Here is a 13,974-nt window from a genome sequence, read left to right on the forward strand (position 1 = left end):
AAATCGCGAGACGGGGGTGGGTGATGGCTGATTCCGTACCCCTCAAGCGCCTGGTCACGCGCCTGTTGATCCTGGTCCTGGCGATGTTTGCCTTCGGCTTTGCCCTGGTGCCGATCTACGACGTGATGTGCAAGGCCTTCGGCATCAACGGCAAGACCGCCGGGCAGTACGAAGGCTCGCAGGTGGTGGATCCGTCGCGCCAGGTAAGGGTGCAGTTTCTGTCGACCAATGCCATCGATATGGTCTGGGAATTCCACTCCAAGGCCGACGAAATTGTGGTCAACCCCGGGGCGGTCAACGAGATGGTGTTCGTCGCCTTCAACCCCAGCGACAAGCCGATGACCGCCCAGGCTATCCCGAGCATTTCCCCGGCCGAAGCGGCGATGTATTTCCACAAGACCGAGTGTTTTTGCTTCACCCAGCAAGTGCTGCAACCGGGGGAACGCATTGAGATGCCAGTGCGCTTCATTGTCGATCGCGACATGCCCAAGGATGTGAAGCATTTGACCCTGGCGTACACGCTGTTCGATATCACTGCGCGCCAACCGCCCGTGGCTGTCCATACCGGCGGCTAGGCGTGCCTGCGGGCTCGATTAGGAGAACGGATACATGTCGATTCATGATACGTACTACGTACCGGCGCAAAGCAAATGGCCAATAATTGCCACGTTTGGGCTGTTGATCACCGTGTATGGCCTGGGTGTGTGGTTCAACGATCTCAAGGCGGCACGCCCGGAATCCCACGGCCCGCTGATCTTTTTCGTCGGCAGCCTGTTGCTGGCCTACATGATGTTTGGCTGGTTTGGCGCGGTGATCAAGGAAAGTCGCGCCGGGTTGTACAGCGCACAGATGGACCGCTCGTTCCGCTGGGGCATGACGTGGTTCATCTTTTCCGAGGTGATGTTTTTTATCGCGTTCTTTGGTGCGCTGTTTTATGTGCGGCATATGTCGGCGCCGTGGCTGGCCGGTGAAGGCTCCAAGGGCATTGCCCATATGCTGTGGCCCAATTTCGAGTTCGCCTGGCCGCTGCTCAACAACCCGGACCCCAAGCTGTTCCCTGCGCCGGAAGGCACCATCAGCCCGTGGGGCTTGCCGTTGGTCAACACCCTCTTGCTGGTGAGTTCCAGTGTGACCATCACCATCGCCCACCACGCCTTGCGCAAGGGCCATCGCGGCGCGCTGAAAATCTGGCTGGCGATCACCGTGTTGCTGGGGCTGGCGTTCCTGGGGTTCCAGGCCGAGGAATACATCCACGCCTACAAAGAGCTGGGCCTGACGCTGGGGTCTGGGGTGTATGGCGCGACCTTCTTCATGCTGACTGGCTTTCACGGCGCCCACGTGACTATCGGCACGATCATTTTGTTCGTGATGCTGATGCGCATCCTCAAGGGGCATTTCAATGCCGAGCATCAGTTCGGTTTCGAAGCGGCCAGTTGGTATTGGCACTTTGTGGATGTGGTGTGGATCGGTTTGTTTTTCTTCGTCTACGTGCTGTAGCGACTTACCAGGGGGCGTGGGATACCAGTTGGCCGCTGAAGAACCCCCAGGTGATCAGCGCCAGGGTGATCACGGCCAGCACCACGCGCACGGTCAAGGCGGTGACGAGGCGGTTGGAGTGGCCCTCGTCCTTGACCAGAAAGAACAAGCCACTGAACAGGCTCACAACGGTAGCGATCAGCATCAGGGCAATGGTGGCTTTGAGCATGGTCAGGCTCCAGGGCTCTTTTTTTTGAGGGGCGGGCAATGAGATTCAGTATAGCCAGCGCAGCATCGACCTTCGCGGTAACGCCATGAAGCGCTTTCGCCCCGGGATTGCACCGACCCTGGTGGTGCTGGTGCTGCTACCGCTGATGGTGCTCCTGGGTTTTTGGCAATTGTCCCGCGGCCAGGAAAAACAGGCGCTGCTCCAGAATTACGCCGAGCGCCGGGCGGCGGCGCCTATCAGCGTTGAGCAACTGGGCGCGATGGCTGACCCAGCCTTTCGCCGGGTGCAGTTGCGCGGGCAGTTCGACGCCACACACAGCGTGCTGCTGGATAACCGCATGCGCGACGGCAAGGCCGGTGTCGAGTTGCTGCAACCCTTTCATGACCAGGCCAGCGGCCAATGGCTGTTGCTCAATCGCGGCTGGCTGGCGTGGCCGGATCGGCGCACGCCGCCGGCCTTCACGACGCCTGATCAGCTTTTGAATATCAACGCCTGGGTGTATGTCGCGCCGGGCGAGACGTTCCAACTGCATGCCGACCCGGCAGCCGCGCAATGGCCGCGTTTATTGACGGCGTTGCACCCGCAGGCGCTGTGGGCCGAACTGGAGCGCCGCGGGTTTGCCTTCGAGCTGCGGGCCGAAGCGGGCCCGGCAACCTATGAGACCCAGTGGCCGGTGGTCGCCATGGGCCCGGAAAAACACTTGGGGTATGCCGTGCAGTGGTTCGCCATGGCGCTGGCGCTGCTGGGCCTTTACCTCTACCTCGGCTGGCACAACGCAAGGGAGAAGCACCATGGGAGCGGCCATGAATCCACTCAACATGTCTGACGCGGCGGCGCCCAACCGGCGCAAGGGGCGCTGGCAACTGATCCTGATCCTGCTGATGGTGATCGGCCCGATGGTGCTGGCGACCCTGATGTACAAGCTGCAGTTCTGGGTGCCGGACGATCGCAGCGACCATGGCGAGATGATCGGCAATGGCCAGACCCGCGCCGATATCGGCGTGCAGGCCGACGAAGATCGCTGGCAACTGTTGGTGACGGCTCCCGCAGCCTGCGCTGCCGATTGCCAGCAATTGGTCTACCTCGCGCGCCAACTGCAGATCGGCCTGGGGCGCGATGCGTCCCGCGCCAGCCATGCCCTGGCCAGCGCGCAGCCGGTCAGCGCCGAGTACGAGGCCAAGCTTAAGGCCGAATATCCGCAATTGCAGCGCTTGCCCCTGGACCTGCCGACCTTCAGGCAAAACGCCGTCGCGCCGGGGGATGCGCAACTGTGGATCGTCGACCCCCACGGCAATCTGGTGCTGCGCTACGACGCGCGGGTCAAGGGTAAGGACCTGCTCAATGACCTGCGCCACCTGCTGAAACTGTCGAATATCGGATAAGGGCATCGTCATGGCCAAGCCTGGATTTCGCCTCGCGCTGTTTGCCACCTTGCTGGCGCTGGTTGTAGTGCTACTGGGCGCCTACACCCGCCTGACCCATGCCGGCCTCGGTTGCCCGGACTGGCCGGGCTGCTACGGCTTTATCAGCGTGCCGAAAAGCGAGGCCCAACTGGCCCATGCCGAGTTGCACTTCCCCGACACGCCGGTGGAGGCCGATAAGGGCTGGAACGAGATGATCCATCGTTATGCCGCGGGCACCCTGGGGCTGCTGATCGCGTTGCTGGCCACCCGCGCCTGGACCCATCGCCGGCATCCAGGGCAACCCTTGAAGCTGCCGCTGTTTCTACTGGTGGTGGTCTTCGCCCAGGCGGCCTTTGGCATGTGGACGGTGACCCTCAAACTGTGGCCGCAGGTGGTCACCGGGCATTTGCTGGGTGGTTTTGCGACCTTGAGCCTGCTGTTTTTGCTGACCTTGCGTTTGTCCGGGGTGTTGCCGGCGCTGATCGTGCCCCGGCGCCTGCAGTATTGGGCCACGGCCGGGCTGGTGCTGGTGATCGGGCAAATCGCCCTGGGCGGCTGGGTCAGTTCCAACTATGCGGCGGTGGCCTGTATCGACTTGCCGACCTGCCACGGCGAGTGGTGGCCGGCGGCGGATTTTGCCAATGGCTTCCACCTGACCCAGCATATCGGCCCCAACTACCTGGGCGGGCAGCTGGACAGTGATGCGCGCACGGCGATTCACCTGACCCATCGCCTGGGGGCGCTGGTGGTGACCGTGGCGCTGCTCGGCCTGGCCTGGCAGCTCAAGGCGGTGGGCATGACCCGCCTGGCGGGCCTGCTGCTGGTGGCCCTGGCTGTGCAGATCGGCCTGGGCCTGAGCAATGTGTATTTTCATTTGCCGCTGCCGGTGGCGGTCGCCCATAACGCCGGCGGTGCAGCGCTGTTGCTGACCCTGGTGCTGGTCAATTACCACGCCCGTACCAGCCTGGTGCGGGTCCGTCATCAGGTGCCGTTCGGCTGGCGCTTCAGCCCGCGCAAACAGGTTTCAGGCCTGATCACCCTTAAAGGAGAGATGCCATGGCGACCTTGATTGGCGAGCGTCACAGCCGGGCCATCTGGCGTGACTACCTGGAACTGACCAAGCCCAAGGTGGTGGTGCTGATGTTGATCACCTCGCTGGTGGGCATGTTTCTCGCCACTCGCGCCGGGGTGCCGTGGGCGGTGCTGGTGTTCGGCAACCTGGGGATTGCCTTGTGTGCCGGTGGCGCGGCGGCGGTCAATCATGTGGTGGATCGACGGATTGATGCGCTGATGGCGCGCACCCATAAACGACCATTGGCGCAGGGTCGGGTTTCGCCGGCCGCAGCGCTGACCTTTGCCCTGGCGCTGGCCGTGGCCGGTCTAGTGTTGCTGCTGGCGTTTACCAACCCTCTGGCGGCCTGGCTCACGCTGGCTTCATTGCTGGGGTATGCGGTGATCTACACCGGTTTTCTCAAGCGAGCGACGCCGCAGAACATCGTGATCGGCGGCCTTGCCGGTGCGGCGCCGCCGCTGCTCGGCTGGGTGGCGGTCACCGGTCATGTGAGTGCCGAACCGTTGCTGCTGGTGCTGATCATCTTTGCCTGGACGCCGCCGCACTTCTGGGCACTGGCCATCCATCGCAAGGAGGAGTACGCCAAGGCCGATATCCCGATGCTGCCGGTCACCCATGGCGAGCACTACACCAAGGTGCATATCCTGCTCTACACCTTCGCGCTGCTGGCGGTGAGCCTGATGCCCTATGTGATCCATATGAGCGGGCTGTTGTACCTGGGCTGTGCGTTGCTTCTGGGCGCGCGCTTTCTGCAATGGGCCTGGGTGTTGTACCGTGGCAGTCGGCCGCACGCGGCGATCAATACCTTCAAGTACTCTATCTGGTACCTGTTCCTGCTATTTATCGCCCTGCTCGTAGACCACTACTTATTGTTGAACCTATGACTCGAACTCAAAAAACTGTCTTTATCCTGGTGGCCCTGGTGGCGTTGATCATGGGCCTGACCGTCAACAAAGTACTGTCCGGCAAGGGTCAGGGTGACCCAACGGCGTTGATCGACGCGGGCATTATCCTGTTGCCGCAAAGCCGCCAGTTGCCGCCTGTGACCATGACCAACCAGGATGGCCAGCCGGTGCTGGTCAATGAATTGAAGGGCAAGTGGAGCGTGTTGTTCTTTGGCTACACCTTCTGCCCGGACATCTGCCCGACCACTCTCGCCCAACTGCGGCAGATCAAGGGCGAGCTGCCCAAGGATGTGGTGGATAAGCTGCAGGTGATCCTGGTCAGCGTTGACCCGCACCGCGATACCCCGACGCAGCTCAAGCAATACCTGGGCTACTTCGATCCGCAGTTTTCAGGGTTGACCGGGGCGAATGTGGGCGACGTGCAGAAGGTGTCGAATGCCGTGAGCATTCCGTTCATCCCGGCCGATACCAGCAAGCCGAACTATACCGTCGACCATAGCGGCAACCTGGCGCTGATTGGCCCGGATGGTACCCAGCGCGGGTTTATCCGTGCGCCGTTGAACAACCAGAAGCTGGTGGCGCAGTTGCCGGGGTTGTTGCAGCGTAACTGACCGACAGCCCAGATCAAGTGTAGGAGCTGGCTTGCCAGCGATAGCAGTCTGTCGGTCAACGGTGCTGTGACTGATACATCGCCATCGCTGGCAAGCCAGCTCCTACAGTTTGAGTTGCGTGGCTTTAGAGGCCGTATTTCAGGTCAGAACGCCGGCAGGATCGCGCCTTTGTACTTCTCTTGGATGAATTTCTTCACTTCTGGCGTGTGCAGGGCTTTGACCAGCTTCTGTACCGCGTCCGAATTCTTATTGTCCTCGCGGGTCACCAGGATGTTGACGTAAGGCGAGTCGCTGCCTTCGATCACCAGAGCATCCTTGGAGGGATCCAGCTTGGCTTCCAGGGCGTAGTTGGTGTTGATCAGCGCCAGGTCGACCTGGGTCAGCACGCGCGGGATGGTGGCGGCTTCCAGTTCGCGGAACTTCAGGTTTTTTGGGTTCTCGGTGATGTCTTTGACGGTCGACAGGATGTTGGTCGAGTCCTTCAGTTTGATCACGCCCGCTTTATCCAGCAGCAGCAGTGCACGACCGCCGTTGGTGGCATCGTTTGGAATCACTACGGTGCTGCCGCTTTTCAGTTCGTCGAGTTTCTTCAGCTTGCTGGAGTACGCGCCCAGTGGCTCCAGGTGCACGCCGGCAACGCTGACCAGGTGGGTGCCCTTGGCCTTGTTGAACTCCTCAAGGTACGGCTGGTGCTGGAAGAAGTTGGCGTCCAGGCGCTTCTCGGCCACTTGTACGTTCGGCTGCACGTAGTCGGTGAACACCTTGACCTTCAGGTCTACGCCTTGCGCGGCCAGGGCCGGTTTCACGAACTCAAGGATTTCCGCGTGGGGCACCGGCGTGGCGGCCACTGTCAGGGTCTCGGCGGCGTGGGCGGAAAACGCGGCAACCGCGGCGAAAGCAACCAGTAGTTTTTTCATCCAACAAGCTCCTTGTTCGGGTATGTGCCGACTTTGCGCCGGCTATAGCCGTTATTTTCGAGAAAAATGCACCACCAGCTTATCGCCGACGGTTTGCAGAATTTGCACCAGAACCAACAGCATCACCACGGTGACAACCATCACATCCGTCTGGAAGCGCTGATAACCGAAACGGATCGCCAGGTCGCCCAGGCCGCCCGCGCCGACTACACCGGCCATGGCCGTGTAGGACACCAGCGTAATCGCCGTCACCGTAATCGCAGCGAAGATGCCAGGGCGTGCCTCGGGCAGCAGGGCGTTGGTGATGATCTGACGGGTCGTGGCGCCCATGGACTGGGTCGCCTCGATGATCCCGCGATCAACCTCGCGCAAGGCGGTTTCCACCAACCGTGCAAAGAACGGCGTGGCGCCTACCACCAGCGGCGGAATGGCACCGGCAACGCCCAGGGATGTACCGGTGATCAGCACCGTGAACGGGATCATCACAATCAGCAAAATGATGAACGGCAGCGAGCGCAGGATATTCACGATCAGCGACAGCAGCGCGTACAGGCCCTTTTGCTCGAACAATTGGCGTGGGCTGCACAAAAACAGCAGTACGCCCAGCGGCAGGCCGAGCAGTACGGTGAACAGCAACGAGCCGAACAGCATGAACATGGTGTCGCCGGTGGCGAGCCAGATTTCATACCAGTCGATATTGGCGAAGAAACTCAACAGGGTCTCCATTAGCGCAGCACCTCCATGTGGACGTCTGCGGCAGTGAAGTGGGCGAACGCTGCTTCCATGTCACCACCGGTGATGGCGAGGGTCAGTTGCCCATAGGGAATGTCTTTGATGCGGTCGATACGACCGGCCAGGATGCTGTAGTCCACGCCTGTTTCGCGGGCGATGGTACCCAGCAGCGGCGCGTAGGTCGCTTCGCCCTGGAAGGTCAGGCGCACAATGCGCCCGGGCACATGGGCAAAGTCGTCGCGTTGTTCGCTTTCGTCGACTTGATCGGCCTCTTGCACAAAGCGCTTGGTGGTCGAATGTTTGGGGTGCAGGAACACCTCGGCGACCGGGCCTTGCTCGACAATCACCCCGGCATCCATCACCGCGACCTGGTCGCAGACACGGCGGATCACGTCCATTTCGTGGGTGATCAACACGATGGTCAGGTTCAGCTCGCGGTTGATCTCGGCCAGCAGTTGCAGGACAGAGGCGGTGGTCTGTGGGTCGAGGGCGCTGGTGGCTTCGTCGCACAGCAGGATCTTTGGCTTGGTGGCCAGGGCGCGGGCGATGCCGACACGCTGCTTCTGGCCGCCAGACAACTGCGCCGGGTATTTCTTGGCATGGTCGGACAGGCCGACTCGGTCCAGCAGTTGCGCCACGCGCGCATCGATCTCGCGGCGCGACAGTTCACCCGCCAGAGTCAGTGGCAGCGCCACGTTGTCGGCAACGGTCTTGGAGGCCAGCAGGTTGAAGTGCTGGAAGATCATCCCAACCTGTTGTCGGAAACGGCGCAGGCCGTTGGCATCGAGGGCGGTGACTTCTTCGCTGTCGACCTTGATCTGGCCGCCCGAGGGCTCTTCCAGGCGGTTGATCAGGCGCAGCAGGGTGCTTTTTCCTGCGCCGGAATGGCCGATCAGGCCAAACACCTGGCCGTTCTCGATGCGCAGGCTGGTGGGGTGCAGTGCGGGAATATCCTTGCCGGCGACCCGGTAGGTTTTATGGACGTTATGAAACTCAATCACGTAGCGAACCTTGTGGGGCGCATTGAAAAGGGATCAGCGGTAAGCCGGGCGCGCATTTTAGCCTGTCCGTATAGCGTTTCTTAGCATTTATTTCGTATTCAACCAGCGATTTGGCAATAACGCGATCAAAGGTCATAAAAAAGGAACGGTAAAAAAACCCCGTCAGTCACTACTTGCGCAACTCGATTTCCCGGGCGACTTCACCCATTGCTGCCGGTGTTGAAGCTGGAGGCGGATGCGGGGTTGATTGTTGGCGGGGCTGCCAAGGCGCTGAAGGCGTTTGCTGCGGCGATTGCCCAGCATCGGGTGTCATCGTCGGCAAGACGGCTCCTACAATGGAATGCATTCCCCTGTAGGAACCGGCCGGCGATTGGCCTCATTCGGCCTTGCGCGGAATCAGCACAACCTGCGCCGGGATGTGTTTCAGGATCTGCCGGTGAATCTTCAGGTCATACCCAGTATCAATCCGCTTCACCCGCTTGCTCAGCAGCGTGTTCAGCCATGGGTAATCCTCGGTGCGTGGCACCTGGATGCTCACATCGCACTGGTAATTCACCACGTCGGTGGCGATGGCGTCCAGTTGATGGCGCAATTGCTGAATATCCGTGAGGTTCAGCGCAACGGTCGTGCTCTCGGCGGTGGGGTCGATGACCTTGGCAGGTGGCTTGGCTTCGGCAGCTTTGAGGGCGGCTTCGGCTTTGTCCAGCTCGGCCTTGCGGGCGTGAGCGATGGCGCTGTTGACTCCGCCGGTCAGCGCGGGAGCCTTGGGCATCAAGGCCCGGGCGCGGCTCAAGGCGGTGGCGGCAGCGTTGACATCACCTTTTTGCAGGACGATCTGGCTGCGCTGCAAATAGGCTTCGGCCAGTTGGCGCTGATAAGGCTCCAGCGCCGGATCGTCGGGCGACTGGGCCTGCAATGCGGCCAGTTGGTCTTCGGCGGTGGCCAGTTCGCTACTGGCCAGGTTTTGCTCCAGCTGTGCAATGGCCGCAGCGCGCGCATCCGGCGCCTCGGGGGCGACGGGCGGGGTGCTTTGGCAGGCGCCCAGCAGCAGCGAAAATGCGGCAAGGAGCAGATAACGGGAGGTGAACGGCTTCATTCCTGCGACTCTCTAATTGCGCAAAAAGCGAGCAAGTCTACACCCCTCGACGGGGCAGGACAAAACTCAGCAGAAACAGTGCGGCGGCCGTGACCACAATCGACGGCCCGGCCGGAGTGTCCTTGAACCAGGACAGTGCCAGGCCACCACACACGGCAAGCATCCCCAGCAAACTGGCGCCGACCGCCATCTGCTCCGGCGAACGTGCGTGACGCTGGGCGGCTGCGGCGGGGATGATCAACAGCGACGTGATCAACAATACGCCGACAATCTTCATTGCGACAGCAATCACCACGGCGATCAGCAACATCAGGGTCATGCGCAAGGCCGGTACGGGCAGGCCTTCGACGGTGGCCAACTGTTCGTGGACGGTGATTGCCAGCAGCGGGCGCCACAAGGCCACCAGTAGGATCAAGACGGCAGCGCTACCGCCGAGAATCCAGGCCAGGTCCGTGGGGCTGATCGCCAGCAGGTCGCCGAACAGATAGGCCATCAGGTCGATGCGCACTTCATGCATAAAGCTCAGCACCACCAGGCCCAGAGACAGGGTGCTCGGCGCGAGGATCCCCAGCAGGGTGTCCGACGCCAGGGGCTGGCGCTGTTGCAGGGTCACCAGCAGCACCGCCAGCAGCAGGCAGCCGACGGTCACCGCGATGGTCGGGCTGACGTCCAGCAAAAAGCCCAGGGCCACACCGAGCAGGGCCGCGTGGGACAAGGTATCGCCAAAGTAGGCCATGCGCCGCCAGACCACGAACGAACCCAGCGGGCCCGCCACCAGCGCCAAAGCCAAGCCTGCAAGCAGGGCGTAGAGCAGAAAATCAGCCATGCTTGCAGCTATCTCCATGGACGTGGGTGTGAGGGGCGCTCGGATCGGCGACCACGGCGCCATGCAGGTCATGGGCGTGGTCGTGATGGTGGTGGTAGATCGCCAGGCTCTGGGCGTTCTTGCCGAACAGCTCGACGAAGGCCGGGTCGCCGCTGACTTGTTCCGGGTGGCCGGAACAGCAGACGTGGCGGTTGAGGCACACCACCTGGTCGGTGGTGCTCATCACCAGGTGCAGGTCGTGGGAGACCATCAGCACGCCGCAGCCATGGCGGTCGCGCAGGCGGGTGATCAGGCTGTAGAGCTCGGCCTGGCCGGCGACGTCGACCCCTTGCACCGGTTCATCGAGTACCAATAGTTCGGGTTCGCGCAGCAGGGCACGGGCCAGCAGCACGCGCTGCATTTCGCCACCGGAGATGCTTTGTACCGGGTTGTCGATGACCTGCTCGGCACCAACTTCCTTGAGCGCAGCCAGGGCGCGGGAGCGGTCCACGCCGGGCACCAGGCGCAGGAAGCGCAGCACCGATAGCGGCAAGGTCGGGTCGACATGAAGTTTTTGTGGCATGTAGCCGATGCGCAGCCTGGGCTTGCGCCAGACGCTGCCGCTGTCGGGTTTGAGCAGGCCCAGCACGGCCCGCACCAGGGTGGTCTTGCCGGCGCCATTGGGGCCGATCAGGGTGACGATCTGCCCCGGTTCGACGCTCAGGTGAATATTGTCCAGCACGTTTTGGCCGGCGAACGTGACGCCGACCTGTTCCAGGCGGATTAGCGCAGTGCTCATCAAGCCCCCTGGCAGCCCGAGCAGACGCCAACCACTTCGACGGTCTGCCCTTCGACCCGGAAGCCGACATCGCCGGCACTCTTGATAATCGCGTCGCTGATGCTTTTTTGTTCAAGCTCGATGGCGGCGTGGCATTCGCGGCAGATCAGGAACTGCCCCTGGTGTGCATGTTCCGGGTGATTACAGCCGACAAAGGCGTTCAACGAGGCAATGCGGTGTACCAGGCCGTTTTCCAGCAGGAAGTCCAGCGCACGGTACACCGTTGGCGGCGCGGCGCGGCGGCCGTCCTGCTCGCTGAGCACGCCGAGAATGTCGTAGGCACCCAGCGGCTTGTGGCTTTGCCACACCAGTTCCAGCACCCGCCGGCGCAAGGCCGTCAGGCGCAGGCCTTGGCGTGCGCACAGGGCGTCGGCCTCTGACAGTGCGTTGTGTACGCAGTGAGAGTGGTCATGGGGACGGCTGGCAAGCGGTGTTTTAGGCATGAGCGGCGACAGATATTTGTGAGAGACGTTATTATGTTACTCGTTCCTGCCGCCTTGAGTGCTCATCGTGTCCCGACTTTTTCCTGTTTTTGTCGTATTTGTCACCAGTTTGTTCGTCGCCGGTGCCGCTCAGGCTGAGGTTCGGGTGCTGACCAGCATCAAACCGTTGCAGTTGATTGCTGCCGCTGTGCAGGACGGCGTGGCGGTTCCAGAGGTTTTACTGCCGCCGGGAGCTTCGCCGCATAACTATGCGCTGCGCCCTTCCGACGTACGGCGTGTGCAATCGGTGGATCTGTTGTATTGGATCGGCCCGGACATGGAGGGCTTCCTGCCCCGGGTTCTCAAGGGCCGCCGTTTGCCGACCGTTGCAGTGCAGGACCTGCCGGGCCTGAAATTGCGGCACTTCGCCGAAGATAATCACTCCCATGGCGAAGAAGCCGACGAGCATGATCACGATCACCGCCCTGGCAGCCTGGACGCCCACTTGTGGCTGTCGCCGCTGAATGCGCAGGTGATCGCCAGCAAAATGGCGGCGGACTTGAGCGCCGCGGACCCAGCCAATGCAGGGCGCTACAAGGAAAACCTGCAAGCCTTCGTCGCGCGCCTGGATGCCTTGGACCTGCGTTTGAAGGCGCGCCTGGCGGGTATCGCCGGCAAGCCTTACTTCGTGTTCCACGAAGCCTTTGATTACTTTGAAGATGCCTATGGCCTCAAGCACACAGGCGTGTTCAGTGTGGCCGCCGAAGTACAACCCGGCGCCCAGCATGTGGCGGCAATGCGCACGCGCCTGCAGGAAGTGGGCAAGACCTGTGTGTTCAGCGAGCCGCCATTGCGCCCGCGCCTGGCCGAGACCCTGGTGGCGGGCCTGCCGGTGAAACTGGCGGAACTGGATGCGTTGGGCGGCTACACCCCGGCGACCGCTCAAGGCTATGAGCAGTTGCTGGAGAAGCTGGGCAATGATTTGGCAGGGTGCCTGGAATCACTGTAGGCACAGCGCCAACCCAATGTGGGAGCGGGCTTGCTCGCGAATGCGGTGTGTCAGCCAAGTAGCGGGTGACTGACACACCGCATTCGCGAGCAAGCCCGCTCCCACATTTAGAGGGCGAGCGGCAACTGGATCGCAACCTGCTGGCGCTGCTCCAGCCGCTGCTGGAGTTCCCGTGGGTCGTGAATCAACACGTCCTGCCCGGCAAACGACTCTGCCGCAATCAGCCGTGACAGCCAGAACCGCACACACGCCACGCGCAACATTGTCGGCCACAGTTCAGCTTCCCTGGTGCTGAACGGTCGCAGTGCGGCATAGGCGCCCAGCAGCGCCCGCGCGCGGTGGCCGTCGATCACGCCGGCATCGTCCGAGCACCAGTCATTCAGGGCAATCGCCACGTCGTACAGCATCGGCCCGGAACACGCGTTGTAGAAGTCGATCAACCCAGTCAGGTGGGTGCCTTCAAACATCGCGTTGTCGCGAAACAGGTCGGCATGGATGTTGGCGCGGGGCAGCGTGAGGATGTGTACCTTGTGTTGCTGGATTTCATTCAGGGCCGCTTGCAGCAGGCTCTGTTGTTCTGCGTCGAGGTGTGAGATCAACTGTGCACCTTCGTCGAGCATCCAGTCCAGCCCGCGATCGGTCTTGCGTTCCAGCACCTTGTCGCCCTGGGTGGCCAGGTGCAGATGAGCGAGTAGCTCACCCACTTGTACGCAATGCTGGGCGTTGGCGTCCTTGATGTGCTTGCCCGCCAGGCGCGGTTGCAGCAGCGCCGGCTTGCCCGCCAATTCGCGCAGGGCCACGCCGTCGGTGGTGCGCAGGGCGTAAGGCACGGGCAGGTCGGCGTCGTGGAGTACGTCCAGCAGTTCGATGAAGAACGGCATTTCGTCCACGGGGCCGCGTTCAACCAGGGTCAGGACAAATTCGCCCTGTTCCAGGCTGATAAAGAAGTTGGTGTTTTCGCTACCAGCGGCAATCCCCTGGAAATCGAGCAGGCGGCCGAGCCCGTAAGGGGCGAGAAAGGTTTCCAGCTCGGGCCGAGCCAGGGGGGTGAACACAGACATGGTTAAAACTGCCAGTACGGGCGCCGCGGGCCGCAGCGCCGATTAAAATTAAGAAATCATTTCCATTCGAAGATCTTCCATGACGGGATCAGCATATCCGGCTGGTCCGAGCGGATGAAGTTCGCGTCGGTTCCGTCTGCACGCACCAGAAAGTAAGGCGGCGCGCCTTTCGGGGTTACCTTGATTGCATACAGGAAGCCATTTTGGCGGTATTCCTGGATGGTTTTGTCGCCTTCCGTGCGAATGGTGACTTCCGGATCCCCCGAGGGAGCGTCGTCTGCCGCCATGGCAGCCATCGGAGCGAGTGCAATCAAGCCGGTCAACAGCAGGCGATTGAATGTACGCATGATAACCTTGTCCCTTTGTTGTCATTGGTCCGGCTATTCTAGCGCCTGAC

At 61.7% G+C, this 13,974-nt stretch carries 18 protein-coding genes; 8 read left to right on the forward strand and 10 right to left on the reverse strand.

Annotation, left to right across the window (positions count from 1 at the left end; translation table 11 throughout):
• The first annotated feature begins 23 nt into the window (after positions 1–23).
• Together HZ99_RS17725 and HZ99_RS17730 are read left to right on the forward strand one after the other, a co-directional pair.
• Positions 24–575 (forward strand): cytochrome c oxidase assembly protein, encoded by a 552-nt coding sequence (locus tag HZ99_RS17725; protein ID WP_038444816.1) that lies wholly within the window; start codon positions 24–26, stop codon positions 573–575.
• A 34-nt stretch (positions 576–609) separates the two neighbouring features.
• Entirely contained in the window at positions 610–1,497 is an 888-nt protein-coding gene (locus HZ99_RS17730; RefSeq protein ID WP_038444818.1) for a cytochrome c oxidase subunit 3, read from the forward strand.
• A gap of 4 nt (positions 1,498–1,501) precedes the next feature.
• On the opposite strand, the gene HZ99_RS17735 is transcribed toward HZ99_RS17730, so the two are convergent.
• A complete protein-coding gene (locus tag HZ99_RS17735; RefSeq protein ID WP_038444819.1) occupies positions 1,502–1,705 on the reverse strand; it encodes a twin transmembrane helix small protein in 204 nt (67 codons plus the stop codon).
• 85 nt (positions 1,706–1,790) lie between these two features.
• Here HZ99_RS17735 and HZ99_RS17740 point away from each other — a divergent pair, with 85 nt between their 5' ends.
• From HZ99_RS17740 to HZ99_RS17760, 5 genes are read left to right on the forward strand one after another with little or no spacing between them, the layout of a single operon-like run.
• Positions 1,791–2,531 carry an SURF1 family protein gene (locus HZ99_RS17740; protein WP_038444821.1) on the forward strand — a complete coding sequence of 247 codons (741 nt, stop codon included), beginning with the start codon at positions 1,791–1,793 and terminating at the stop codon, positions 2,529–2,531.
• Entirely contained in the window at positions 2,497–3,087 is a 591-nt protein-coding gene (locus HZ99_RS17745) for a hypothetical protein (protein WP_038448109.1), read from the forward strand. Before HZ99_RS17740 ends, HZ99_RS17745 begins: the two co-directional genes overlap by 35 nt.
• A 10-nt stretch (positions 3,088–3,097) precedes the next feature.
• Entirely contained in the window at positions 3,098–4,177 is a 1,080-nt protein-coding gene (locus HZ99_RS17750; RefSeq protein WP_038444822.1) for a COX15/CtaA family protein, read from the forward strand.
• Positions 4,165–5,064 carry a heme o synthase gene (cyoE, locus tag HZ99_RS17755; RefSeq protein WP_038444823.1) on the forward strand — a complete coding sequence of 300 codons (900 nt, stop codon included), beginning with the start codon at positions 4,165–4,167 and terminating at the stop codon, positions 5,062–5,064. Before HZ99_RS17750 ends, cyoE begins: the two co-directional genes overlap by 13 nt.
• Positions 5,061–5,696: an SCO family protein gene (locus tag HZ99_RS17760; protein WP_038444825.1), complete on the forward strand. Its 636-nt coding sequence runs from the start codon at positions 5,061–5,063 to the stop codon at positions 5,694–5,696. Before cyoE ends, HZ99_RS17760 begins: the two co-directional genes overlap by 4 nt.
• A gap of 143 nt (positions 5,697–5,839) precedes the next feature.
• Here the strand turns inward: HZ99_RS17760 and HZ99_RS17765 are convergent, their stop codons facing one another.
• The 7 genes from HZ99_RS17765 to zur form a co-directional block, all read right to left on the reverse strand.
• The gene (locus tag HZ99_RS17765; protein WP_038444826.1) at positions 5,840–6,613 is read right to left on the reverse strand and encodes a MetQ/NlpA family ABC transporter substrate-binding protein; all 774 of its coding nucleotides are present in this window, start codon (positions 6,611–6,613) and stop codon (positions 5,840–5,842) included.
• Positions 6,614–6,664: 51 nt separating this feature from the next.
• Positions 6,665–7,339, reverse strand: coding sequence for a methionine ABC transporter permease (locus HZ99_RS17770; protein WP_038444827.1), 675 nt, complete (start codon positions 7,337–7,339; stop codon positions 6,665–6,667).
• The gene (locus HZ99_RS17775) at positions 7,339–8,346 is read right to left on the reverse strand and encodes a methionine ABC transporter ATP-binding protein (RefSeq protein WP_038444828.1); all 1,008 of its coding nucleotides are present in this window, start codon (positions 8,344–8,346) and stop codon (positions 7,339–7,341) included. Before HZ99_RS17775 ends, HZ99_RS17770 begins: the two co-directional genes overlap by 1 nt.
• Positions 8,347–8,722: 376 nt before the next feature.
• Entirely contained in the window at positions 8,723–9,442 is a 720-nt protein-coding gene (locus HZ99_RS17780; RefSeq protein ID WP_038444830.1) for a PA5502 family lipoprotein, read from the reverse strand.
• A gap of 37 nt (positions 9,443–9,479) precedes the next feature.
• The gene (gene znuB / locus HZ99_RS17785; RefSeq protein WP_029290341.1) at positions 9,480–10,268 is read right to left on the reverse strand and encodes a zinc ABC transporter permease subunit ZnuB; all 789 of its coding nucleotides are present in this window, start codon (positions 10,266–10,268) and stop codon (positions 9,480–9,482) included.
• Complete coding sequence (gene znuC / locus HZ99_RS17790) at positions 10,261–11,046, reverse strand: zinc ABC transporter ATP-binding protein ZnuC (RefSeq protein WP_038444833.1); 786 nt, start codon at positions 11,044–11,046, stop codon at positions 10,261–10,263. Before znuC ends, znuB begins: the two co-directional genes overlap by 8 nt.
• Positions 11,046–11,528, reverse strand: a complete 483-nt coding sequence (gene zur / locus HZ99_RS17795) for a zinc uptake transcriptional repressor Zur (protein ID WP_038444835.1) — start codon at positions 11,526–11,528, stop codon at positions 11,046–11,048. Before zur ends, znuC begins: the two co-directional genes overlap by 1 nt.
• A 58-nt stretch (positions 11,529–11,586) precedes the next feature.
• On the opposite strand from zur, the gene HZ99_RS17800 reads away from it, so the two are divergent.
• The gene (locus HZ99_RS17800) at positions 11,587–12,516 is read left to right on the forward strand and encodes a zinc ABC transporter substrate-binding protein (RefSeq protein WP_038444837.1); all 930 of its coding nucleotides are present in this window, start codon (positions 11,587–11,589) and stop codon (positions 12,514–12,516) included.
• Between the two features lie 107 nt (positions 12,517–12,623).
• On the opposite strand, the gene HZ99_RS17805 is transcribed toward HZ99_RS17800, so the two are convergent.
• Together HZ99_RS17805 and HZ99_RS17810 are read right to left on the reverse strand one after the other, a co-directional pair.
• Positions 12,624–13,577 (reverse strand): homoserine kinase, encoded by a 954-nt coding sequence (locus HZ99_RS17805; RefSeq protein WP_038444839.1) that lies wholly within the window; start codon positions 13,575–13,577, stop codon positions 12,624–12,626.
• Between the two features lie 56 nt (positions 13,578–13,633).
• Complete coding sequence (locus HZ99_RS17810; protein ID WP_017528747.1) at positions 13,634–13,924, reverse strand: DUF2782 domain-containing protein; 291 nt, start codon at positions 13,922–13,924, stop codon at positions 13,634–13,636.
• Positions 13,925–13,974 lie beyond the last annotated feature (50 nt).

It is taken from the genome of Pseudomonas fluorescens, from assembly GCF_000730425.1.
GTDB classification, from domain to species: Bacteria; Pseudomonadota; Gammaproteobacteria; order Pseudomonadales; family Pseudomonadaceae; genus Aquipseudomonas; species Aquipseudomonas fluorescens_X.

Excerpts from the sequence above, each read along its gene's own strand:
- zur (WP_038444835.1), bottom strand. The coding sequence starts at position 11,528 with ATGCCTAAAACACCGCTTGCCAGCCGTCCCCATGACCACTCTCACTGC.
- znuC (WP_038444833.1), bottom strand. The coding sequence starts at position 11,046 with ATGAGCACTGCGCTAATCCGCCTGGAACAGGTCGGCGTCACGTTCGCC.
- HZ99_RS17740 (WP_038444821.1), top strand. The coding sequence starts at position 1,791 with ATGAAGCGCTTTCGCCCCGGGATTGCACCGACCCTGGTGGTGCTGGTG.
- HZ99_RS17750 (WP_038444822.1), top strand. The coding sequence starts at position 3,098 with ATGGCCAAGCCTGGATTTCGCCTCGCGCTGTTTGCCACCTTGCTGGCG.
- HZ99_RS17810 (WP_017528747.1), bottom strand. The coding sequence starts at position 13,924 with ATGCGTACATTCAATCGCCTGCTGTTGACCGGCTTGATTGCACTCGCT.
- HZ99_RS17780 (WP_038444830.1), bottom strand. The coding sequence starts at position 9,442 with ATGAAGCCGTTCACCTCCCGTTATCTGCTCCTTGCCGCATTTTCGCTG.
- HZ99_RS17730 (WP_038444818.1), top strand. The coding sequence starts at position 610 with ATGTCGATTCATGATACGTACTACGTACCGGCGCAAAGCAAATGGCCA.
- HZ99_RS17725 (WP_038444816.1), top strand. The coding sequence starts at position 24 with ATGGCTGATTCCGTACCCCTCAAGCGCCTGGTCACGCGCCTGTTGATC.
- cyoE (WP_038444823.1), top strand. The coding sequence starts at position 4,165 with ATGGCGACCTTGATTGGCGAGCGTCACAGCCGGGCCATCTGGCGTGAC.
- HZ99_RS17735 (WP_038444819.1), bottom strand. The coding sequence starts at position 1,705 with ATGCTCAAAGCCACCATTGCCCTGATGCTGATCGCTACCGTTGTGAGC.
- HZ99_RS17805 (WP_038444839.1), bottom strand. The coding sequence starts at position 13,577 with ATGTCTGTGTTCACCCCCCTGGCTCGGCCCGAGCTGGAAACCTTTCTC.
- HZ99_RS17770 (WP_038444827.1), bottom strand. The coding sequence starts at position 7,339 with ATGGAGACCCTGTTGAGTTTCTTCGCCAATATCGACTGGTATGAAATC.
- znuB (WP_029290341.1), bottom strand. The coding sequence starts at position 10,268 with ATGGCTGATTTTCTGCTCTACGCCCTGCTTGCAGGCTTGGCTTTGGCG.
- HZ99_RS17765 (WP_038444826.1), bottom strand. The coding sequence starts at position 6,613 with ATGAAAAAACTACTGGTTGCTTTCGCCGCGGTTGCCGCGTTTTCCGCC.
- HZ99_RS17760 (WP_038444825.1), top strand. The coding sequence starts at position 5,061 with ATGACTCGAACTCAAAAAACTGTCTTTATCCTGGTGGCCCTGGTGGCG.
- HZ99_RS17745 (WP_038448109.1), top strand. The coding sequence starts at position 2,497 with ATGGGAGCGGCCATGAATCCACTCAACATGTCTGACGCGGCGGCGCCC.